At 72.2% G+C, this 20,003-nt stretch carries 16 protein-coding genes and 1 pseudogene; 10 read left to right on the forward strand and 7 right to left on the reverse strand.

All coding sequences use genetic code 11. The features are described 5' to 3' along the window. The first annotated feature begins 7 nt into the window (after positions 1 to 7). Complete coding sequence (locus ASF49_RS21695; RefSeq protein WP_082511465.1) at positions 8 to 2,527, forward strand: putative bifunctional diguanylate cyclase/phosphodiesterase; 2,520 nt, start codon at positions 8 to 10, stop codon at positions 2,525 to 2,527. Between the two features lie 13 nt (positions 2,528 to 2,540). Here the strand turns inward: ASF49_RS21695 and ASF49_RS21700 are convergent, their stop codons facing one another. Beyond that, entirely contained in the window at positions 2,541 to 3,311 is a 771-nt protein-coding gene (locus ASF49_RS21700) for a DUF502 domain-containing protein (protein ID WP_056477906.1), read from the reverse strand. Positions 3,312 to 3,519: 208 nt separating this feature from the next. On the opposite strand from ASF49_RS21700, the gene ASF49_RS21705 reads away from it, so the two are divergent. Further along, positions 3,520 to 3,783 carry a hypothetical protein gene (locus ASF49_RS21705; RefSeq protein WP_056477981.1) on the forward strand — a complete coding sequence of 88 codons (264 nt, stop codon included), beginning with the start codon at positions 3,520 to 3,522 and terminating at the stop codon, positions 3,781 to 3,783. Between the two features lie 37 nt (positions 3,784 to 3,820). Here ASF49_RS21705 and ASF49_RS21710 read toward each other — a convergent pair whose 3' ends face one another. Then, positions 3,821 to 4,156: a hypothetical protein gene (locus ASF49_RS21710; RefSeq protein ID WP_056477908.1), complete on the reverse strand. Its 336-nt coding sequence runs from the start codon at positions 4,154 to 4,156 to the stop codon at positions 3,821 to 3,823. A gap of 211 nt (positions 4,157 to 4,367) precedes the next feature. On the opposite strand from ASF49_RS21710, the gene ASF49_RS21715 reads away from it, so the two are divergent. The 4 genes from ASF49_RS21715 (at position 4,368) to ASF49_RS21730 (ending at position 8,245) form a co-directional block, all read left to right on the forward strand. Beyond that, positions 4,368 to 5,045: a hypothetical protein gene (locus ASF49_RS21715; RefSeq protein WP_056477910.1), complete on the forward strand. Its 678-nt coding sequence runs from the start codon at positions 4,368 to 4,370 to the stop codon at positions 5,043 to 5,045. A 90-nt stretch (positions 5,046 to 5,135) separates the two neighbouring features. After that, on the forward strand, positions 5,136 to 7,415 hold the full coding sequence (gene recD2 / locus ASF49_RS21720; protein ID WP_082511466.1) for an SF1B family DNA helicase RecD2: 2,280 nt from the start codon (positions 5,136 to 5,138) through the stop codon (positions 7,413 to 7,415). A gap of 196 nt (positions 7,416 to 7,611) precedes the next feature. Next, complete coding sequence (locus tag ASF49_RS21725) at positions 7,612 to 7,875, forward strand: DUF6894 family protein (RefSeq protein WP_056477912.1); 264 nt, start codon at positions 7,612 to 7,614, stop codon at positions 7,873 to 7,875. A 73-nt stretch (positions 7,876 to 7,948) separates the two neighbouring features. Beyond that, positions 7,949 to 8,245, forward strand: a complete 297-nt coding sequence (locus tag ASF49_RS21730) for a hypothetical protein (RefSeq protein WP_056477986.1) — start codon at positions 7,949 to 7,951, stop codon at positions 8,243 to 8,245. Positions 8,246 to 8,264: 19 nt separating this feature from the next. Here ASF49_RS21730 and ASF49_RS21735 read toward each other — a convergent pair whose 3' ends face one another. Further along, a complete protein-coding gene (locus ASF49_RS21735) occupies positions 8,265 to 9,026 on the reverse strand; it encodes a Crp/Fnr family transcriptional regulator (protein WP_056477914.1) in 762 nt (253 codons plus the stop codon). Between the two features lie 507 nt (positions 9,027 to 9,533). On the opposite strand from ASF49_RS21735, the gene ASF49_RS21740 reads away from it, so the two are divergent. The 3 genes from ASF49_RS21740 to ASF49_RS21750 all read left to right on the forward strand — a co-directional run bounded on the left by ASF49_RS21740 (position 9,534) and on the right by ASF49_RS21750 (position 14,140). Beyond that, positions 9,534 to 11,810: a TonB-dependent siderophore receptor gene (locus tag ASF49_RS21740; RefSeq protein WP_056477916.1), complete on the forward strand. Its 2,277-nt coding sequence runs from the start codon at positions 9,534 to 9,536 to the stop codon at positions 11,808 to 11,810. Positions 11,811 to 11,846: 36 nt separating this feature from the next. After that, on the forward strand, positions 11,847 to 13,457 hold the full coding sequence (locus ASF49_RS21745) for a PepSY-associated TM helix domain-containing protein (protein WP_056477918.1): 1,611 nt from the start codon (positions 11,847 to 11,849) through the stop codon (positions 13,455 to 13,457). A gap of 95 nt (positions 13,458 to 13,552) precedes the next feature. Beyond that, positions 13,553 to 14,140, forward strand: a complete 588-nt coding sequence (locus tag ASF49_RS21750) for a PepSY domain-containing protein (protein ID WP_056477920.1) — start codon at positions 13,553 to 13,555, stop codon at positions 14,138 to 14,140. Positions 14,141 to 14,194: 54 nt separating this feature from the next. Here ASF49_RS21750 and ASF49_RS21755 read toward each other — a convergent pair whose 3' ends face one another. Both ASF49_RS21755 and ASF49_RS21760 read right to left on the reverse strand, forming a co-directional pair. Continuing rightward, positions 14,195 to 15,553, reverse strand: coding sequence for a sigma-54-dependent transcriptional regulator (locus ASF49_RS21755; RefSeq protein ID WP_056477922.1), 1,359 nt, complete (start codon positions 15,551 to 15,553; stop codon positions 14,195 to 14,197). After that, the gene (locus ASF49_RS21760) at positions 15,550 to 17,451 is read right to left on the reverse strand and encodes a sensor histidine kinase (RefSeq protein ID WP_082511475.1); all 1,902 of its coding nucleotides are present in this window, start codon (positions 17,449 to 17,451) and stop codon (positions 15,550 to 15,552) included. Before ASF49_RS21760 ends, ASF49_RS21755 begins: the two co-directional genes overlap by 4 nt. Positions 17,452 to 17,825: 374 nt before the next feature. Between ASF49_RS21760 and ASF49_RS21765 the strand changes: the two genes are divergently transcribed. Further along, positions 17,826 to 19,169 (forward strand): dicarboxylate/amino acid:cation symporter, encoded by a 1,344-nt coding sequence (locus tag ASF49_RS21765; RefSeq protein ID WP_056477924.1) that lies wholly within the window; start codon positions 17,826 to 17,828, stop codon positions 19,167 to 19,169. Positions 19,170 to 19,275: 106 nt separating this feature from the next. On the opposite strand, the gene ASF49_RS21770 is transcribed toward ASF49_RS21765, so the two are convergent. Next, a partial coding sequence (locus ASF49_RS21770; RefSeq protein ID WP_156653146.1) for an SIS domain-containing protein occupies positions 19,276 to 19,726 on the reverse strand: 451 nt, incomplete at its 5' end. 1 nt (position 19,727) lies between these two features. Then, a pseudogene (locus ASF49_RS21775) lies at positions 19,728 to 20,003 on the reverse strand (SIS domain-containing protein); the annotation flags it as partial.

Genomic DNA, 20,003 nt, shown 5'->3' on the forward strand with positions numbered 1-20,003 from the left:
GGAGCCGATGCCGAGCGAGAGCCAGCGATTGTCGCGCGACGGGGGACCGTCCGGCGGCCTGCGGCCGACGAGCCTGATCGATCACTGGCGCTCCGCCCGCCGCGCCGGCGAGGCGATCCCGAGCTACGAGGCCGTCGTGCTCGGCACCCTCGGGCGCCATGCCGACCAGGCCGCCCTGATCGCCACCGCGGACGGCCTGCCGACCCGGATCCTCTGGGGCGGCAGCCGCTTCGCCGCCTGGCTCCAGCGGAGCGAGACGGCGCCCGGCGAGATCGGTTGCGCGGTGTCGGACCTCGGCGAGGACGTGCGCCAGCCCCTGAACGAGGTCGTCGCCCGCGCCCTGGAGCAGGGCGGCCCCGCCCAGACCCGGTGCGACTGCGTCAGCGACGGCATCGTCACCGGCATCACCTTCCTGGCCCTGCCCCTGTCCTGGGGCGCCGAGCAGCCCCTGGTCCTGCTCAGCCTGTCGGGCCAGCCGTCCCGCTACGACCTGGTCAAGGCGATCTTCGGCGCCACCGACCAGGGCATGCTTGCCCTGAGCACGGTCCGCGGCCCCGACGGGCGGCCGAGCGACTTCAAGGTCGTGGCCGCCAACGAGGGGGCGGCCCGGATGCTCGGCCGCACCATCCCGGACCTGCAATGGCGGCGCCTCACCGACATCGTTCCGGGCCTCGTCGAGACCAAGGCCCTGCCGCGCCTGTTCCGCATCATCGAGGCGGAACACCGGGCGGTCTTCGAGCTCAGCATCCCGGTACCGGGCGAGGGCACCCGCCACCTGAAGATCGAGGCCGGCTGCATCGGCGACCTCCTCGCCCTGACCTTCGTCGACGTCGGCGACCTCAAGGCCCGCGAGGCCTCCGCGCGCCTCCTCTTCGAGAACAATCCGCTGCCGATGTGGCTGGTCGACCGCGACACCCACCGCTTCCTCGCGGTCAACGACGCGGCCCTGACCCATTACGGCTACGCCCGGGAGCGCTTCCTCGCCATGATCCAGGGCGACCTCGAGCCCGCGGCCCTGGCGGTCGCGGGGCCGGGGCTGCCGCGGATCCATCTCCGGGCGGACGGGACCCGGATCGAGGTCAACCTGTTCGAGCGCGTCCTGGATTTCCACGGGCGTACGGCGGTGCTGGCGGCGGTGGTGGACGTGACCGAGCGGCGCCGGGTCGAGGCCCGCATCGCCCACATGGCGCATCACGACGCCCTGACGGACCTGCCCAACCGCGTGCTGCTGCGCGAGCGGCTCGAGGCGGCGATCGCGCAGCGTCGCCGGAACGGCGTCGGGGCCTGGCTGCTCTGCCTCGACCTCGACCACTTCAAGTCCGTCAACGACACCCTCGGCCATTCCGCCGGCGACGCGCTGCTCTGCAGCGTCGCCGGGCGCCTGCTGCAGGCCGGGCAGGAGGCCGCGGGACGGGAAGCCACGGGAGAGGGTCCGGGGCCGGACCGAGGACGCCTCGGAGAGGGCGTCCTCGTCGCCCGCATGGGCGGCGACGAGTTCGCCATCCTGGTGGAGGACGCGCCCGGGCCGGAGCCGGTCCAGGCCGAGCGCGTGCGGACGCTCTGCGCCCGGCTGATCCGGAGCCTCGGCCAGCCCTTCCCGATCCAGGGCCAGAGCGTCCATATCGGCGTCAGCATCGGCGTCGCCCGCCTGCCCCCGGACGGGACCGATCCCGACCACCTCCTGCGCAGCGCCGATCTCGCCCTGTACCAGGCCAAGGCGGCGGGCCGGAACACCCATCGGGTCTTCGAACCCGCGATGGAGGCGGGGGTCCAGCTGCGGCGGGCCCTGGAGCAGGACCTGCGCGGCGCCTTCGCGGCCGGCGCGCTGGAGGTCCATTACCAGCCGATCCTGGCCGCCGGCTCCGGCGCGCTCACCGGCTTCGAGGCCCTGCTGCGCTGGTGCCATCCCGAGCGCGGCTCCATCGCGCCCGCCGAATTCGTGCCGCTGGCCGAGGAGACCGGCCTGATCGGGCCGATCGGCGAATGGGTCCTGCAGCAGGCCTGCGCCGAGGCGGCGCGCTGGCCCGGAGACCTCCGGGTCGCCGTCAACCTCTCGCCGCTGCAGTTCCGGGACCGCCGCCTCGCCCCCGTGGTGGCCCGGGTCCTGGCCGAGGCCGGGCTGGCGCCCGAGCGGCTCGAACTCGAGATCACCGAGACCGTGCTGCTCGTGGAGAACGCGGCCAATCTGGCGACCCTGCACCGCCTGCGCGCCCTCGGGGTGCGCATCGCCCTCGACGATTTCGGCACCGGCTACTCCTCCCTGAGCTACCTGCGCGCCTTCCCGTTCGACCGGATCAAGATCGACCGCTCCTTCGTGGGCGAGATGGAGTCCAACCCGCAATCGGCGGCCATCGTCCGGGCGATCATCGACCTCGGGACGAGCCTCGGCATCGCCACCACCGCCGAGGGCATCGAGACGGAGACGCAGTTCGACCGCCTGCGCGCGACCGCCTGCGACGAGGTCCAGGGCTACCTGTTCGGCCGCCCCATGCCGGTGGTGGAGGCGCGGCGGCGGCTGGCGGCCTGACCGGCCCGCGACGTCAGACCTCTTCCCGGTGGGGCGCCGGGCCGGCGGCCGGCGCGCCGTGGGCCGCCCGCAGGCTCGCCGCCATGGCCTGGACCTTCGCCCCCGGATCGTCGGGCTGGATCACGCCGGCCGACATCACGAGTTTCGCCGCGTCGTCGACGCTCATGGCGATCTCCACGATGTCGGCGCGGGGCAGGTAGAAGAAGAACCCGGTGGTCGGGTTGGGCGCGCAGGGCAGGAACACGCCGACATGGTCGCCCCCCGGTGCCAGCGCGTTCTGCACGTCGGGCGCGGCCGGCGCGGACAGGAACACCACCGACCAGGTGCCCTTCACGGGGAATTCCACGAGGCCGACGGTGCGGAACGAGGTGCCGTTGGCGGAGAACAGCGTCTCGAAGATCTGGCGCAGGCCCTTGTAGAGCCCCGAGATCACCGGCGTGCGGGCGAGCAGCACCTCGCCGAACTCGACGACGCTGCGCCCGACGAGGTTGGCGGTGAGGAAGCCCAGCAGGGTCACCGCCACGAAGGCGATGAGGAGGCCGAGGCCGGGAATCGAGAAGGGCAGGTAATGGTCGGGCAGGTAGCTCGCCGGCACCAGCGGCTTCACCCAGCCGTCGATGAGGCTGATGAACCACCAGGTCAGGTAGATCGTGATGGCCAGCGGCCCCGACACGATGATGCCGGTGAGGAAGTAGGTCCGCAGGCGGCCCCGCGCGCTCACCCGGGGGCGGGCGCCGGCCTCGGGCTCGGGTGGGGGAAGCGTCGGGGGAAGGGTGGGCGCCACGGATCGCACTCTCGGCCGGGGGACGGCGTCTCGGAACGCCCCTTGTCCGAACGCCCCTGCCCCGCGCGAGGCGCGGAGCCGGGGTTCCGGCAAGCTTGGCCCCGTGCCCAGAGGTAGCCCCTGCGCTCCCGCGGCTCAAGACCGCGTCCGCGCGCCGGGCGACGGGCCGCGTTGCGGCGGCGCCCTCCGGGGGCCTATGGAGGAGCGCATGACCGAGAAGCTGACGATTCGCGCCCTGTGCGACCTGGGCCTCATTCCCGCGACCGAGGTGACGGCGGCCGTCGACGCCTACATGGACGACCCGATGGCGCCGCCCTTCGTGTTCGGGGCGGGCTACCGGCTCAACCTCGGCAAGGCGATCCGTCTCCATCCCGGCGCCAACGACTTCGTCCTGCGCAGCGCCGCCGGCCCGCAGCTGAAGCGCCCCTTCGTCGAGGCGGCGATCTGGGAGGCGCGGCCCGACCGGGGCTGAGCCGCCCGAGGTTTCGGGCGCCCGAGGTTTCGGGCGCTCAGCCGCCCAGGATGGTGGCGAGGACCTGCCGGGCGCGCGCCAGGTCGGCGCGGGCCTCGGCCTCGGCGGCCTCCGCCTGCGCCAGCCGGTGGACGGCGTGCATCAGGGGCGAGCCGCGGGTCAGGGCGGAGAGCGCCGCGACCGCCGCGGGATCGACCGATGCGAGGTGGCCGACCTCCCCGAGGAGCAGGGCGATGCGGTGCTCGCAATGTTCCTGCGCGACGCCCTCCGGGCAGGTGCAAGTGAAACGCACGCCACGGGCGGTCTTCGTCGCCTCCATCCGGTAAGTGCCGTCGCCCTCGGGGCTCGACACGGAGAAGATCAGCGAGGTCATCGGCGCTCCTGTTCGCGCTGCGGCTCCGGAGGACAGCAGAGGTCCGGCGCCTCTTCTACGGCGGGTTCGGTCTCGACACACCCACTTGTCATGCCGCGCCCCAGGAACCACATCACATTCTCTGGAACATATCAGGAACGCGGCCCCGGGCCGCGGCCTGGGCCGGCCCGGGCGGAGCGCGCGGGCGGCCAGCCCTTGACGGGAAGGCCCGATGAGAACGGCGGACAAGCAGATCGCGGACATCCTGGTCCGCTACGGCGAACCCTTCGGCGGCAATGTCTGGCGGGTGCAGGGCACGGCGGTGATCTACCACCGGACCCTGGAGCGCATCGCCGCCCAGGCCGGCATCGCCTTCGACCCGCCGACCCTGGTGCGGGCCGAGCGCGACGAGGCCGTGATCCTGGTCACCGGCCGGATGGCAGGCGCCAAGGCCGGGACCGAGCGGGTCGAGTGGTCGATCGGCGAGGCCCTGGTGAACGTGAACTATCGCGTTTCTGGCAAGCAGGCCGGCTACGTCTACGCCATGGCCGAGAAGCGCGCCAAGGACCGGGTCATCCTCAAGCTCCTGGAACTGCACGGGCTCGTCTATTCCGAGGAGGAGGCGGACGAGTTCCGGGCCGGGTCCCCGGCCGCGATCCGGGCCGTCGACGACGCCTTCGCGGATCCCGACCCGTTCGACGAGGTGACCGAGGCCGAGGCCGACCTGAAGCGCCGCATCGACGCGCAGGACAGCATCGACGCCGTCACCGACCTGATGCTCGACGCCGAGACCCAGCAGGGGCTCGCCCGGATGCCGCCGGGCACCCGCGACGAGGTCCGCGACTACGCCCGCGCCCGCCTCGTCGCCCTGGGCTGGCCTCCCAAGAAGCCGGGCCGCCGCGCGGCCTGAGCCAAGAAACCCGGCCGCCGCGCGGCCTGAGCCAAGAAACCCGGCCGCCGCGCGGCCTGATCGTCAGGCGGGGCCGGTGGCGTGAACAGGATGATCCGCCCGGGAGATCTCGAACCGCAGGCGCGCGAGGCGTCCCGGGGCCCGGAGCCCCGCGACACCCTCGCGGGCACGGTCGAGCGCGTCACCTTCCACAATGCCGAGACCGGCTTCTGCGTGCTCAAGGTCCAGGCGGCGGGCCGGCGCGACCTCGTGCCGGTGGTGGGGCACGCCCCGGCGATCGCGGCCGGCGAGTGGATCGCCGCCTCGGGCCGCTGGACCAGCGACCGCCAGCACGGGCTGCAGTTCCGGGCCGAGACCCTGCGGGTGACGCCGCCGACGGGCCGCGAGGGCATCGAGCGCTACCTCGCCTCCGGGCCGATGCGCGGCATCGGCGCGGCCATGGCGCGGCGCATCGTGGCCCGGTTCGGCGCGGACACCTTCGCGGTCATCGAGGCGGAGCCCGGCCGCCTGACGGAGGTGGAGGGGATCGGTCCCAAGCGCGCCGCCCGCATCCTGCGCGGCTGGGCCGAGCAGAGGCTGGTGCGGGAGATCATGGTCTTCCTGCACGCCCACGGGGTCGGCACCGCCCGGGCCGTGCGCATCTTCCGGACCTACGGGCGCGAGGCCATCGCGGTCATGACGCAAGACCCCTACCGGCTCGCCCGCGACGTCCGCGGCATCGGCTTTCGCACCGCCGACGCCATCGCGATGCGGCTCGGGATGGCCCGCGAGGCGCCCCAGCGCCTGCGCGCTGGGGTCACCTTCGCGCTCCAGACCGCCACCGACGAGGGCCATTGCGCCCTGCCGACCGAGCGCCTCGTGGCCCTGGCCCAGCGCCTGCTCGAGGTCGAGCCCGACCTGATCCGCCTCGCCATCGCCCTGGAGCTGCGCGGCGCGGACGTGGTGGCGGACACGATCGACGGCGAGACCTGCCTGTTCCTCAAGGGCCTGCACGGGGCCGAGCGCACCATCGCCGAGCGCCTGCTCGCGCGCCGCGACGGGGCTCCGCCCTGGCCCGCCATCGACCCCGCCCGGGCGATCCCCTGGGTCGAGGCCCGCACGGGCCGGACCCTGTCGCCCTCGCAGGGCGCCGCCCTCGCCACCCTGCTCGCCGCCCGGCTCTGCGTCCTCACCGGCGGCCCCGGCGTCGGCAAGACCAGCACGCTGGATTCGCTCCTGCGCATCCTCGTCGCCAAGGGGGTGCGCGTGCTCCTCGCCGCCCCCACCGGCCGGGCGGCCAAGCGCATGACCGAGCAGACCGGGCTCCCGGCCAGGACCCTCCACCGGCTGCTGGAGGTCGACCCGGCCCGGGGCGGCTTCGCCCGCGACGCCGACAACCCCCTCGCCTGCGACCTCCTCGTCGTCGACGAGGCCTCGATGATCGACGTGCCGCTGATGAACGCCCTCCTGAAGGCGGTGCCGGAGCGGGCGGCCCTGCTCCTCGTGGGCGACGTCGACCAGCTGCCCTCCGTGGGGCCGGGCCAGGTCCTGGCCGACCTCATCGCCTCGGAGCGCGTCCCGGTCGCCCGCCTCACCGAGGTCTTCCGCCAGGCCGCGGCGAGCCGGATCGTCGTCAACGCCCACCGCATCAACCGCGGCCTGATGCCGGAGGCTCTGCCTCCGGTGCCGGAGGCCGTGCCCCCGGTGCCGGAAGCGGTCCCTCCGTTGCGGGAGGGCGCATCCGCGCACGCGGCGGCGGATTTCTACTGGATCGCGGTGGACGATCCCGAGATCGGCCTCGCCCGGCTGATCGAGGTGGTGACCCGGCGCATCCCCGCCCGCTTCGGCCTCGACCCCCTGCGCGACGTCCAGGTGCTGACGCCGATGCTGCGCGGGGTGCTGGGCAGCCGCAACCTCAACCACGAACTCCAGCGCGTGCTGAACCCGCCACCCGAGACCGCGGTGGAGCGCTTCGGCTGGCGCTTTTCGCCCGGCGACCGGGTGATGGAGACGCAGAACGACTACGACCGCGACGTCTTCAACGGCGATCTCGGGCGGGTCGTGCGCCTTGATGCCGAGGATCAGGCGGTGATCGTGTCCTTCGAGGGGCGCGAGGTCGCCTATCCGTACGGCGAGCTCGACACCCTGGTGCCGGCCTTCGCCACCACCATCCACAAGAGCCAGGGCTCCGAGTATCCGGCCGTGGTGATCCCGATCGTCAACCAGCACTTCACCATGCTGGCGCGCAACCTCCTCTACACGGCGGTGACCCGGGGCCGGCAGCTGGTGGTGCTGGTCGGCCAGCCCCGGGCGATCCGGACGGCCGTGTCCGGAAGCCGGCAGGACCGGCGCTGGACCAGGCTCGGCCAGTGGCTGCGCGAGCGCGGCTAGGAACGGGATCGGCCCCGCGCCGGCCGGCAAGCCTTGCCGCAAGGCCGCGTCAGAACGCGCGGGGCCGGAATCTTGATGAGAACAAAAGAAGAACTTATATCGGTTCGACGACGTTGCACGATCCGGCCGCGAAGTCCGGACAACCGGCCCGGGTGACGCTCCCGACAGGAGAATCCGGGGCCTTGGAGGCCCGGCCATGACCGTCCCGCGTGATTCCCGATCCCGTTACCGGTTCCACTGCACCGACGGCCACGTGGCCATCATCGACCCGAAGGGCCTCGCCCTCGCCGACCCGACCCAGGTCCGCTTCCATGCCGTGGAGGTGGCCCTGCACGCCATGGAGCGGGTCGGGGCCGGGCTCGACTGGTCGGACTGGATCGTCGACGTCCACGACGCGCAGGGCCGGCGCGTCCTCCTCCTCGCCTTCCGCGAGATCATGCCGCTGGCGCGGGCGGCCTGAGACCGGGCGGGGCGGAGTCCGTGCGGGGTTTTTCATACGAGACGCGAGCGAGGACGGAACCATGCGAGGCATCATGACGAAGGGCACGTCGAAGCGGGCCGCCTACACGATCGAGACCCTGTCCTACAGCAGCACCCGCCTCGTCCGGCTCGGCGGCCGGAAGGTGGCGATCCTGTTCCCGCCGCTCGATGCGGGCGGCCCCTACCAGCTCTATCCCCATCCCGACACCTTCCGGAGCCTGACCTTCGCGGGCCTTCCCGCCCCCCTGCGGCCGGAATTCATGGCCTTCGACACCCTGGGCGCGGTGGAGGCCTTCCTCGGCATCCGCCCCGCCGCCCCGGCGCCGGAGGCCCTGCCGCTGGCGGCCTGAATCCGGGGCGGGAGGAGGGTCAGGCCGTCCCGATCAGCCGGGCATACTCGGCCTCGACGGCGCCGTAGCCGCCATCGGCCAGGATCCGCAGGGTCGGGCGGTCGAGGATGGTGATCTGCCCGCGCCGCGCCCGGATCAGGTGCCGGCCCTCCAGGATCTGGACCGCGAGGGTCGCCCCCGAGCGCTGCACGCCGAGCATCAGGGCGAGGAACGCGTGGGTGATGGCGATGTCGTCGCCGTCGACCCGGTCGTGGCACATCAGCAGCCAGGCCGCGAGGCGCACCTCCATCGTGTAGGTGGCGTTGGCGTAGGCGGTTTGTCCCAGGTGGACGATCTGGACCTGGACGAAGCGCAGCAGCAGGTGCCGCAGGGACGGGCTCTGCCCGACGGCCGCCCGCAGGATCGCGGCGTCGAGGGCGAGCAGGCGCCCGGCATTCTGCACGTAGGCGTGGCTCGGCGTCCGGTCGCTGTCGAGCAGGATCGGCGTGGCGCCGACGAGGCCCTCCCGCCCGATGAGCCCGATCTCCACCCGGCCGGCCGAGGCCCCGGTGACGATCGAGACGAACCCGCTCTCGGGAAAGTACAGCCGCTCGACCGGCTGGTGCGGCCGGATCAGGGACTGGTGCAGCGCCCCCGCCACCGGTTCCAGGTGCGGTGCGAGCCGCGCGAAATCCTCCGGCGCCATCGCCCGCAGGAGCCGGTTCCGCACGGCCGCCTGCCGAACCGGATCGGGCCGGGCGGTTTCCGGCGGGAACGCCGTCGGCTGTGGCGAATGCGGCATGGCGCTCCTCCCGGACAGGCAAGAGCGCGCGCGGTCTCCCAACCGCCCGCAGCGGGCGACAGTCTCAACATGGCTATAGCGATCGGTAATTCAAGTATCGGCTTGAATCCGCCTCGTATTGGAGCGGAATCCGCGCGCTATTCTCGAAATAATAGGCGATTCATCGCAAGAATCCTCGGCCTCTCCGCGGCGACCGAGCGGCCCGGGGCGTTTCCGGCCCCCGGTCGTGGATTTCGTGCCGCACCGTGATTTTCTTCGCGCCCGTGAGGATTAAACGCCGTGCGGGCGAGGCGGGCGCGCCGCAGTTCCACCTTGGAATAAGTAAAAAACATATAACTTGCAGATGAATTATGGATTCTGCCAAGACGTTCGCGTGCCACGGATAGTAATGCAATTCACGTCCGCGGCACCGCCTTCGTAAGCTCGTTGGAATGGTCTTTGGCTGTGAACCGTTTTGCGTCGAATGAGAGCTCCCGTGTCGTCACCAAAGCAGCGCAACGCTGCCTCATGGCGACGCTCCTGTCCGGCGTTGCTGTCGGGTTCGCGGTCCGGGATGCATGGGCGCAGGCGGCCGTCGAGACCGTAACCCTCGACACCCTCTCGGTGGAAGGCGCCGGCACCGGCCGGAACGCCTCGGGCAGCCAGCCCGGCGGCGCGGTCGGACCCGTGCGCGGCTACGTGGCCAGCCAGAGCCGGGTCGCCACCAAGACCGACACGCCGATCCTGGAGACGGCGCAGTCGATCTCGGTGATCGGCCGCCAGCAGATCGAGGACCAGAACGCGCTCACCATCAACCAGGCCCTGCGCTACTCGCCGAGCGTGACCACCGAGCAGCGCGGCGGCTCGGGCGCGACGCGGCTGGAGCAGTTCTACATCCGGGGCTTCCTCGCGCCCCTGTTCCTCGACGGGCTGAGCCTGCCCAGCAGCCGCGACGCCGCCCCGAGCATCGATCCCTACCGCCTGGAACGCGTCGACATCATCAAGGGACCGGCCTCGGTGCTCTACGGGCAGTCGGGTCCGGGCGGCATCGTCAACCTCGTCTCCAAGATGCCGCGCTTCGTCCGGCACGGGGAGATCTTCGTCCAGGGCGGCGGCTTCGGCGAGGTGCGCGGCGGCTTCGACGTCGGCGGCCCGATCCCGGCCGAGGCCGGCCCGCTGGCCGACCAGTTCGCCTACCGGGTCGTCGGCCTCGGCTGGACGGGCGACGGCCCGGCGGTGACGACCCGGGTCGAGCGCGTCCTCATCAACCCGAGCCTGACCTGGCGGCCCTCCGCCGACACCTCGCTCACCCTCATCGGCAATTACGAGCGCGATCCGTTCTCGGGCTTCTACGGGGGCTTTCCCGCCGTGGGCACGCTGTTCCCGCGCAACTTCGGCAACGGGACCAGCGGCCGGCTGCCGGTCGACTTCTACGACGGCGACCGCAACTTCGAGCGCTCGGACCGGACCCAGGCCTCGATCGGCTACATCTTCGACCACGATTTCAACGACGCCCTGCACCTCCACTCGGCGGCGCGCTACCTGCGCACCGAGGGCGATTACCGCAGCGTCTACGGCGCCTTCAACGACAGCACCGGCCCCTTCGCCAGCGGCCCGCTCATCGACCGCTCGCGCATCGCCACCCGGGTCGGGATCGACGCCTACACCATCGACACCAACCTCGTGGGCAAGTTCGACACCGGCCGCTTCGCCCATACGGCGCTCGTCGGCGTCGATCACCGCAGCTTCGAGACCCGCACCCTGTCGTCGGCCTTCCCGGCGGCGCCCAGCCTCAACGTGCTGGCACCCAACTACACCATGAACATCCCGACGCCGCCCTTCACCACGGATGCGCGCATCACGGCGGAGCAGACCGGAATCTACGTCCAGGACCAGGTGAAGTTCGACCGCCTCGTCCTGACCTTGGGCGGCCGCTACGACTGGGCGCGCACCGCGGGCCCGACCCGCAGCCTCGCCACGAACGTCGTGACCAACCAGGACGTGCCCTCGGAAGCCTTCACCGGCCGGGCCAGCCTGCTCTACCTCTTCGACAACGGCTTCGCGCCCTACGTCTCCTATAGCGAGGCCTTCGAGCCGATCACCGCCGGGCGGATCTTCGACGCCAATTTCGGCTCGATCGGGCGCATCCCCGATCCGATCACCAGCGACCAGTTCGAGGCCGGCATCAAGTACCAGCCCCCCGGCACCGACATCCTGCTCACGGCGGCCGCCTTCGACATCCGCCGCTCGAACGCCACGAATCCCGACCCGGTCAACCGCGGCGGCAACTTCGTGGTGCAGACCGGCGCGGTCGGCGTGCAGGGCCTGGAATTCGAGGCGCGGGCCACCCTGGCCGAGGGCCTGAACGTCGTCGGCGGCATCTCGGTCATCGACGCGCGGATCGCCACCGACATCACCACGACGCTCAACCAGGTCACCAACCGGCAGGTGCCGCTGCTCGGGCGGGTGCCGGTCCAGATCCCGGACACGACGATCTCCCTGTTCGCCGATTACCGCTTCACCGGCGGTCCCCTGCTGGGCCTCGGCCTCGGCGGCGGCGTGCGCTACCTCGGCTCCTCCTGGGGCGATCCGGCCAACACCTTCAAGGTTCCCGAGAGCGTCCTCGTGGACGCGGTGCTGTCCTACGACCTGAAGAACCTCGACGCGACGCTCAACGGCTTCACGATGCAGCTCAACGCGCAGAACCTCCTCGACGCGCGCACCGTCACGGGCTGCTTCAGCTACTCGAACTGCTATTACGGCCTGCCCCGCACCGTCTACGCCACCCTGCGCTACCGCTGGTAGCGCGCGCCGGCGCCACCCCAGCCTTCCGGAGGACGCATGGGAACGAGCTTCCGCCAGGCCATGGCCTGGCTCCACACCTGGTCCGGCCTCGTCGTCGGCTGGGTCCTGCTGGCGGTCTTCGTCACCGGGACGGCGAGCTACTACCGGGCCGACATCTCGCGCTGGATGCGGCCCGAGCTCCCGCGGGTGGAATCGCTCTCGGCCGACGACCTGGCCCGGGCGGCCGAGCTCGGCGTCGCCCATCTGGCCGCCCATGCGGGGGGCGCGCGGACCTGGTTCATCGGCCTGCCGACGCCCGACAGCCCGGTGATCGACCTGTTCTGGCGGACCAGGCCGGGCACCCCGCCGGGGCAGGCCCGCCTCGACCCGGCGACCGGCGCGCCGGCCGCGATCCGCGACACGAAGGGCGGCGACTTCCTCTACCGCTTCCACTTCGAGCTCCACATGCCCCCGCTCTGGGGCCGCTGGATCGTGGGCCTCTGCGCCATGATCATGCTGGTGGCGCTGATCTCCGGCATCGTCACGCACCGGCGCATCTTCGCGGATTTCTTCACCCTGCGGCGGGACAAGGCGCCCCGGCGCGGCTGGCTCGACGCCCACAACGTCACCGGCGTGCTGGCGCTGCCGTTCCACCTGATGATCACCTACACGGGCATCGTCACCCTGAGCGTGATGTACATGCCCTGGGGCATCACCACGGCCTACCGGGGCGAGGCCCAGACCTTCTTCGCCGAGAGCGGCCAGATCCCGGCCCCCCGCCCGCCCGCCGGGCAGCCCGGCACCCTGGCGCCCATCGGCCCGATGGTGCGCGAGGCCATGGCGCGGGTGTCCGAGCCCCTGGAGCGGCTGTCGATCGCAAACCCGCGGGACGCGCATGCCGTGGTGACGGCGGTGTTCGAGGAGCCGCACGGGCTCTCGCACGAGCACCCGCAGGTGGCCTTCGACGGGGCGACGGGCGCGGTGCGGGAGGTCCGGCAGGGCGGCCTCAAGCCGGCGACCCGGACCTTCACCACCCTGGTCGGCCTGCACGAGGCGCACTTCGCCGGACCGGCCCTGCGCATCCTGTTCTTCCTGTGCGGGCTGATGGGCTCGGCCATGGTGGCGACCGGCCTCGTGCTCTGGTCGGTGGCGCGCCTGCCCCGGCCGGGCGAGCGGGGCTTCCTCGGCCTGCGCCTCGTCCAGGCCCTGAACATCGGCGCCGTCGCCGGGCTCCCGGCGGCCATCGCGGCCTACTTCCTCGCCAACCGCCTCGTGCCCCCCACCCTGTCCGGCCGGGCCGACTGGGAGATCGGCGCCTTCTTCGCCACCTGGCTCCTCGTCACGCTCGCGGCCCTGGCCGGCCCGTCGCGCCGGGCCTGGGGCGCGGCGCTGACCGCGACGGCCGGCCTCTATCTCGCGGTCCTGGCCGCCGACCTCGCCCTGGTCGATCACCGCTGGGCCGGGCTGCCGGCCGGGGAGGCGCGCTTCCTGTGGTTCGACGCGACCCTCCTCGCCCTGGCGGGCCTGTTCGCGCTCGCGGCGCGCAAGCTCGCCCGCTATGCCGGTCCGCGGCGGGCGGCCCGGCAAGCGCCGGTCCAAGGTCCTGATTCCGCGGTGCGGCGCCCGGGCCTCGGCGCCCTCGCGTCGACGGGGTCCTCGCCCCGCTGAGGCGCGGGCGACGCGGCGGTTGCTGCGGAGCAACCAACCGGCCCGCCGGTCGTTTCCAGGGTCCTTCAACGACACCCGAACAGGGACGACCCGCCATGATGCACCGCCTCGCCGCCGCCGCCGGCCTCCTCGCGATGAGCTCCGGCCTCGCGCTGGCCCAGACGCCCGCCCCCAAGACCGAGACGACCAAGACGGACACGACCAGGACCGATATGGCCAAGTCCGAGAAGGACATGAAGGAGTATCAGGTCGCCGCCGCCAGCAAGGTCAGCCTCGCCCAGGCGCTGACCACCGCCGAGCAGCAGGGCGAGAAGGGCCGCGCCATCGACGCCGACTTCGAGAAGGCCGACGCGAAGAACCCGAACCACTACAGCATCAAGGTCGTGTACCCCGACGGCAAGCTGGTCGAGTACGGCATCAACGCCGATAGCGGCGCCCTCTACAAGACCGAGAACCAGCCGATCGAGCGCTACTTCACCCGCCTGAAGCCCGCCGACTTCCAGAAGGCCACCACCTCGCTTAAGGACGCCCTGAAGATCGCCGAGCAGAAGGCCGGCGGCGGCAAGGCCTACGAGGCCGAGGTCGAGCGCGAGGGCGCCTCGGTGCAGTACGACATCAAGGTGGCGCTCGGCGACCGCGAGCAGAAGGTCAAGGTCGGCCCCGACGGCAAGGTCGTCGACTGACGTGACCGGGGGAGACCGGCTCCGGAGCCGGCCTCCCCGCCCCGGCCGGGACCCTCAGCGGTAGTCGGTCGGCGTGAGCCCGTGGCGGGCGATCTTGTCGTAGAGGGTCTTGCGCGGCGTCCCCAGGGATTCCGCCGCGAGCCGGACATCCCCGCCCGCCATGATCAGCTCCTCGCGGATGAGGCCGCGCTCGAAGCGGTCGACCTGCTCGGCCAGGGTGCCGGCGGTGACGATCTCCGGCGCCGCGAGCTCGAGGGTGCCGAGGCCCAGCGCGTAGCGCTCGGCGAAGTGGCCGAGCTCGCGCACGTTGCCGGGCCAGTCGTGGCGGCGCAGGTGCTCCAGCACCGGGCCGGTGATCGCCGGCACCTCGCGGCCGAAGCGGGCGGCCGCCCGCCGGAGGAACTCCTGGAAGAGCAGGATCACGTCCTCGCGCCGGTTCCGCAGGGGCGGGATCGCGATCGTGATGACGTTGAGCCGGTGGTAGAGGTCGTCGCGGAAGGTGCCCTGCGCCGCCGCCTGACCGAGATCGACCTTGGTGGCGGCCACCACCCGCATGTCGATGGCCAGGCTGTCGTTGCCGCCGAGCGGCTCGACCCTGCGCTCCTGCAGCACCCGCAGGATCTTCACCTGCAGGTTGAGCGGCATGCTCTCGATCTCGTCGAGGAAGAGGGTGCCGCCCTGGGCGTGCTCGATCCGGCCGATCCGGCGCTTCATGGCGCCCGTGAAGGCCCCCGCCTCGTGGCCGAACAGCTCGCTCTCGGCCACGCTGTCGGGCAGCGCCCCGCAATTCATCGCCACGAAGTTGCGCTTGGCCCGCCGGCCCCAGCGGTGCAGCGCGCTCGCCACCACCTCCTTGCCCGCGCCGGTCTCGCCGAAGACGAGCACGTCGACGTCGGCCTGCGCCACCTCGCGCACGAGCTGGCGCAGGCGCACGATCTCGGGCGACACGCCGAGGAAGGCCGGATCCTCCTCCAGGGCCGCGTCGAGGCGCGCCCGCAGCTGGCGGTTCTCCAGGACGAGGCGGCGGCGCTCCAGCGCGCGGCGCGCCGAGGCCAGCAGCGCCTCGGCCGGGTAGGGCTTGGCCAGGAAGTCGTAGGCGCCGTCGCGCATCGCCCCCACCGCCATGCGGATGTCGCCGTGGCCGGTGATCAGGATGACGGGCAGCTCGGGATCGATCGCCCGCAGGCGCGCGAACAGCGCGACCCCGTCGAGGTCCGGCAGGCGCACGTCGGTGATGACGAGGCCGGGCGGGTCGGCGAGGATCGCGGTCAGGGCCGGCCCGGCCGCCCCGAAGGTCTCCACCCGGAATCCGTCGAGCTCCAGGCTCTGGCGGTTGGCGCGGCAGACATCGGCCTCGTCGTCGATGAAGACGACCCGCTCGGCCGAGGCGGCCCCATCCCTGTTCTCGCTCACGTCGTCGTCTCCGCCGGTCCGGCCGCTCCGGCCGTCTCGTAGGCCGGGGCCTTCGCCAGCGCCATGCGGAAGATCGTACCGCCCGCCGGATCGTCCCGGACGGTGAGGCTGCCGCCGCAATCCTCGACGATCCCGCGGGCGATGGCGAGCCCGAGCCCGAGCCCGTCCGCCTTGGTGGTGAAGAAGGCGTCGAAGACCTGCGCCCGCACCGCCTCGGGCATCCCCGGCCCGCCGTCGCGGACCTCGAGGGCGACGCGGTCCGGTGCCTCGTCGACGACCCGCAGGGCGACGCGGGGATCGGGCCGGCCCTGCACGGCGTCGAGGGCGTTCTGGAGCAGGTTCACGACGACCTGCTCGAGGCGCGGCCCGTCGCCCAGCACCCGCAGGCCGTCGGGGCCCGCCTCCGTCACCAGCGGGATGCCGGCGGCCGAGGCCCGGGCCTCGACCAGCTCCAGGGCGTTGCGCAGGATCTCGGCGAGGGCCACCGGCTCCCGCTTGGCGGAGGAGCGCCGCGCGAACCCCTTGAGCTGGCGCGTGAGGCCGCCGATGCGGTCGGTGAGGCGGCCGATGGCGAAGGCGTTCTCCGCCGCCTCCTCCGTCCGGCCGCGCCGGACCAGGATGGCGGCGTTGTCGGCGTAGGAGCGGATGGCGGCGAGCGGCTGGTTGATCTCGTGGGCCATGCTGGCGGCGAACTGCCCGAGGGCGGCCAGGCGCCCGGCCTGGGCGAGTTCGCGCCCCAGGCGCTCGCGCTCGGCCTCGGCGCGCTGCCGCTCCTCGATCTCGAGCCGCAGCATCCCGTTGGCGGCCGTGAGCTCCAGGGTGCGTTCCCGGACGCGGGCCTCCAGGGCGTCCCGCTGGGCCGAGGCCCGGGCGAGGTGCTCGCGGTTGCGCCGGCCCCGGCCCGCGAGGGCGGTGAGGCCGAGGCAGGCCAGGCCCGTGAGCAGGGCGGCGATGATCCAGGCCTGGACCCGCTCGCGCTCCACCGTGCCGCCCAGGGAGGTCAGGGTGGTGAGCCGCCAGGCGGTGCCGGGGATCGGCGCGTCGAGGCGCAGCGCGGCCCAGGCCGGCCGCGCGCCCTGGCCGACGCGCACGAGGTCCGCCGTGCCGGCGACCGGATAGAGCGGCATGTCGTCGAGGGGGGCGTCGCCGAATTCCAGGGCCTCGCGGATGCGCCGGCGCTCGGCCTCGTCGATCCGCCGCAGGGTGGTGAAGCGCCAGGCCGGGTCGCTCGCCACGAGGACGATGCCGCGCGCATCCGCGACGAACACCCCGTCCCCCGCCGCCCGCCAGGCGGCCTCGACCGCGTCGAACTCGATCTTGACCACCACGACGCCGCCGGCGCTCCCGATCCGCCGGGACAGGTAGAGGCCGGCGCGCCCGCTCACGGTGCCCAGGGCGAACTGCGAGCCGGCCCCGTCGCGCATCGCCTGCCGGAAATAGGGCCGGAAGGCGTAGTCCCGGCCGAGGAAGCTGCCGCGCCCCTCCGTATTGCTGGCCGCCACCGTGATCCCGTCCGGGCGGATCACGTAGATCACCGCCGAGCCCGTCGCCTCGGCCACCTGGGCGAGGCGCCGGTTCACGCGGCCGATCAGCGCCTCCGGCGGCGCGGCCTCCGCGGCGGCGGCGATCTCCGGGTCGGCCGCCAGGGCCAGGGGCAGCGAGGCCTGCTTCTGCATCTCGGCCGCCAGGACCCCGACCTGAAGCCCCAGCGTCGCCTCGGCGGTGCGGCGCAGGTCGGCCAGGGCCCAGCGCTCGGCGACGCCGCCGGCGACCCAGACGGCGAGCAGGATCGCGGTGACGCTGGCCAGCAGCACGAGGCTCCGGCGGCTCGGCACGTGCACCTTCGCACGGTGTGCCGCGATCGGCCGGTCCCCCGGCGTGATGGCCTCCGATGTCATGGCCTCCGGCGTCATGGCCGCCGCCCCTCTGCGAATTCTCGGACGGGATTCCGCGGCCGGGTCCGGGTTTTCGCAAGGCGATCCTGAGAGCGGCGCGGGCTCATGGAAAAAACGATCCTGATATCAGGCGTTTAACAAAAAGTTTCGTGCGCCGCGCCGCTGGCACGCCGGTTGCCATTCCGGGAGGGTAAGGCTGCCCTGCACGAAGCGCAGGGCTACCCGCCGAACGGCCCTCGCCCCCCCTCCCGCGCCCCGCCAGGGCGCGACCGGGCCGGCGGGAGCCCGCAGGCGCAAGACCAAGAGCGGACGGAGGCGGGGCGCTGGCCCCGGGCCGAGCCGACATCCTTCGAGAGACCAACCGGGAGAACGCCATCATGGCCGCTGTACCATTGCCCCTCACCGCGCCGCACGCGCCGCCCAAGCCCAAGCCGATCTACAGGACCCTGTACTTCCAAGTCCTGGTCGCGGTGGCGATCGGCATCGCGCTGGGCCACTTCTACCCGCAGGTCGGCGCGGACATGAAGCCGCTCGGCGACGCCTTCATCAAGCTCGTCAAGATGATCATCGCGCCGGTGATCTTCCTCACCGTGGTCTCCGGCATCGCCGGCATGACCAACCTCGAGAAGGTCGGCCGCGTCGGCGGCAAGGCGCTGATCTACTTCATCACCTTCTCGACCCTGGCCCTGATCGTCGGCCTGATCGTGGCGAACCTCGTCCAGCCGGGCGCGGGCATGCACATCGATCCGAAGTCCCTCGATCCGAAGTCGATCGCGATGTACGCCGACAAGGCGAAGACGCAGTCGATCACCGACTTCCTGATGAACATCATCCCGACCACGGCGGTGGGAGCGTTCTCGGGCGGCGAGATCCTCCAGGTCCTGTTCTTCTCGGTGCTGTTCGGCTTCGGGCTCGCCTTCCTGGGCGACCGCGGCAAGCCGGTGCTCGACATCATCAAGGTGCTGTCGGAAGCCATCTTCGGCGTCGTCAACATCATCATGAAGGTCGCCCCCATCGGCGCCTTCGGCGCCATGGCCTTCACCATCGGCAAGTACGGCATCGCCTCGCTCGCCAACCTCGCCTACCTCGTCGGCGCCTTCTACCTGACCTCGGCGATCTTCGTCCTCGGCGTCCTCGGTGCGGTCGCCCGCTACAACGGCTTCTCCATCATCAAGCTCATCCGCTACATCAAGGAAGAGCTGATGCTGGTGCTCGGCACCTCGTCGTCCGAGTCGGCCCTGCCCTCGCTCCTCGAGAAGATGGAGCGCGCCGGCTGCTCGAAGCCCGTCGTCGGCCTCGTGGTCCCCACCGGCTACTCGTTCAACCTCGACGGCACCAACATCTACATGACGATGGCGGCGCTCTTCATCGCCCAGGCGACGGACACGCCGCTCACCTACGGCGAGCAGGGCCTGCTGCTCCTCGTGGCGATGCTCTCCTCGAAGGGCGCGGCCGGCGTCACTGGCTCGGGGTTCATCACCCTGGCGGCGACCCTCGCGGTGGTGCCCTCGGTGCCGGTCGTCGGCATGGCGCTGATCCTCGGCGTCGACCGCTTCATGTCCGAGTGCCGCGCGATCACCAACTTCATCGGCAACGCGGTGGCCTGCATCGTGGTCGCCCGCTGGGAGGGCGAGGTCGACGACGTCAAGCTCGCCGCCGCCATGGGCGGCAATCCGATGCCCCTCGACTCGGAGCTCCCGGCCCTGCAGCCGGCCACGTGAGCCGACAGGGACCGGGCGCGCGGCGCCCGGTCCCGCCGGACGAAAGAAGGGGGCGCGGACCGGCCGGTCCGCGCCCCCTTCTCGTTCGCGTCCCGGAGCCGGCGCCCTATTCCACCGTGACGGACTTGGCGAGGTTGCGCGGCTGGTCGACGTCTTTGCCCATGAAGACGGCGGTGTGATAGGCGATGAGCTGGATCGGCACCGCGTAGACGATGGGCGCCACCACCGGGTCGAGGTCGGGCATCGTCACGGTGGCCATGGTGTCGAGGCCGGCCGCGGCCGCGCCCTTGGCGTCGCCGATCAGGATGATGCGCCCGCCGCGCGCCGCCACCTCCTGCATGTTCGAGACCGTCTTCTCGAAGATCGCGTCGTGGGGGGCGATCACGATCACCGGCACGCTCTCGTCGATGAGGGCGATGGGACCGTGCTTGAGTTCACCCGCCGCATAACCTTCCGCGTGGATGTAGCTGATTTCCTTGAGCTTCAGGGCGCCTTCCAGTGCCATCGGGTAGCTGGTGCCGCGCCCCAGGTAGAGCACGTCGCGGGCCTTGGCGACCNGGCGAGGTGGCGGCGATGCCGGCGGCGTGCTTCCGCATGGATGTAGCTGATTTCCTTGAGCTTCAGGGCGCCTTCCAGTGCCATCGGGTAGCTGGTGCCGCGCCCCAGGTAGAGCACGTCGCGGGCCTTGGCGACCTCGCGGGCCAGGACCTCGATCGCGCCCTCCAGCTTGGTCGCGTCGGCCATCAGGCCCGGCACGGTGATCAGCGCGTCGACCAGGCGGCGCTCCGCCTCGGCGCCGAGGGTGCCGCGCGCCCGGCCCGCATGGATGGCCAG

Source organism: Methylobacterium sp. Leaf104 (assembly GCF_001422885.1).
Lineage (GTDB): Bacteria > Pseudomonadota > Alphaproteobacteria > Rhizobiales > Beijerinckiaceae > Methylobacterium.

Bases quoted from the DNA above. Each gene is read 5' to 3' on its own strand.
- ASF49_RS21735 (WP_056477914.1), bottom strand. From the start codon at position 9,026: ATGCCGCATTCGCCACAGCCGACGGCGTTCCCGCCGGAAACCGCCCGG.
- ASF49_RS21695 (WP_082511465.1), top strand. From the start codon at position 8: ATGCCGAGCGAGAGCCAGCGATTGTCGCGCGACGGGGGACCGTCCGGC.
- ASF49_RS21760 (WP_082511475.1), bottom strand. From the start codon at position 17,451: ATGACATCGGAGGCCATCACGCCGGGGGACCGGCCGATCGCGGCACAC.
- ASF49_RS21765 (WP_056477924.1), top strand. From the start codon at position 17,826: ATGGCCGCTGTACCATTGCCCCTCACCGCGCCGCACGCGCCGCCCAAG.
- ASF49_RS21705 (WP_056477981.1), top strand. From the start codon at position 3,520: ATGACCGAGAAGCTGACGATTCGCGCCCTGTGCGACCTGGGCCTCATT.
- ASF49_RS21740 (WP_056477916.1), top strand. From the start codon at position 9,534: ATGGCGACGCTCCTGTCCGGCGTTGCTGTCGGGTTCGCGGTCCGGGAT.
- ASF49_RS21730 (WP_056477986.1), top strand. From the start codon at position 7,949: ATGACGAAGGGCACGTCGAAGCGGGCCGCCTACACGATCGAGACCCTG.
- ASF49_RS21750 (WP_056477920.1), top strand. From the start codon at position 13,553: ATGATGCACCGCCTCGCCGCCGCCGCCGGCCTCCTCGCGATGAGCTCC.
- recD2 (WP_082511466.1), top strand. From the start codon at position 5,136: ATGATCCGCCCGGGAGATCTCGAACCGCAGGCGCGCGAGGCGTCCCGG.
- ASF49_RS21725 (WP_056477912.1), top strand. From the start codon at position 7,612: ATGACCGTCCCGCGTGATTCCCGATCCCGTTACCGGTTCCACTGCACC.
- ASF49_RS21715 (WP_056477910.1), top strand. From the start codon at position 4,368: ATGAGAACGGCGGACAAGCAGATCGCGGACATCCTGGTCCGCTACGGC.
- ASF49_RS21710 (WP_056477908.1), bottom strand. From the start codon at position 4,156: ATGACCTCGCTGATCTTCTCCGTGTCGAGCCCCGAGGGCGACGGCACT.
- ASF49_RS21745 (WP_056477918.1), top strand. From the start codon at position 11,847: ATGGGAACGAGCTTCCGCCAGGCCATGGCCTGGCTCCACACCTGGTCC.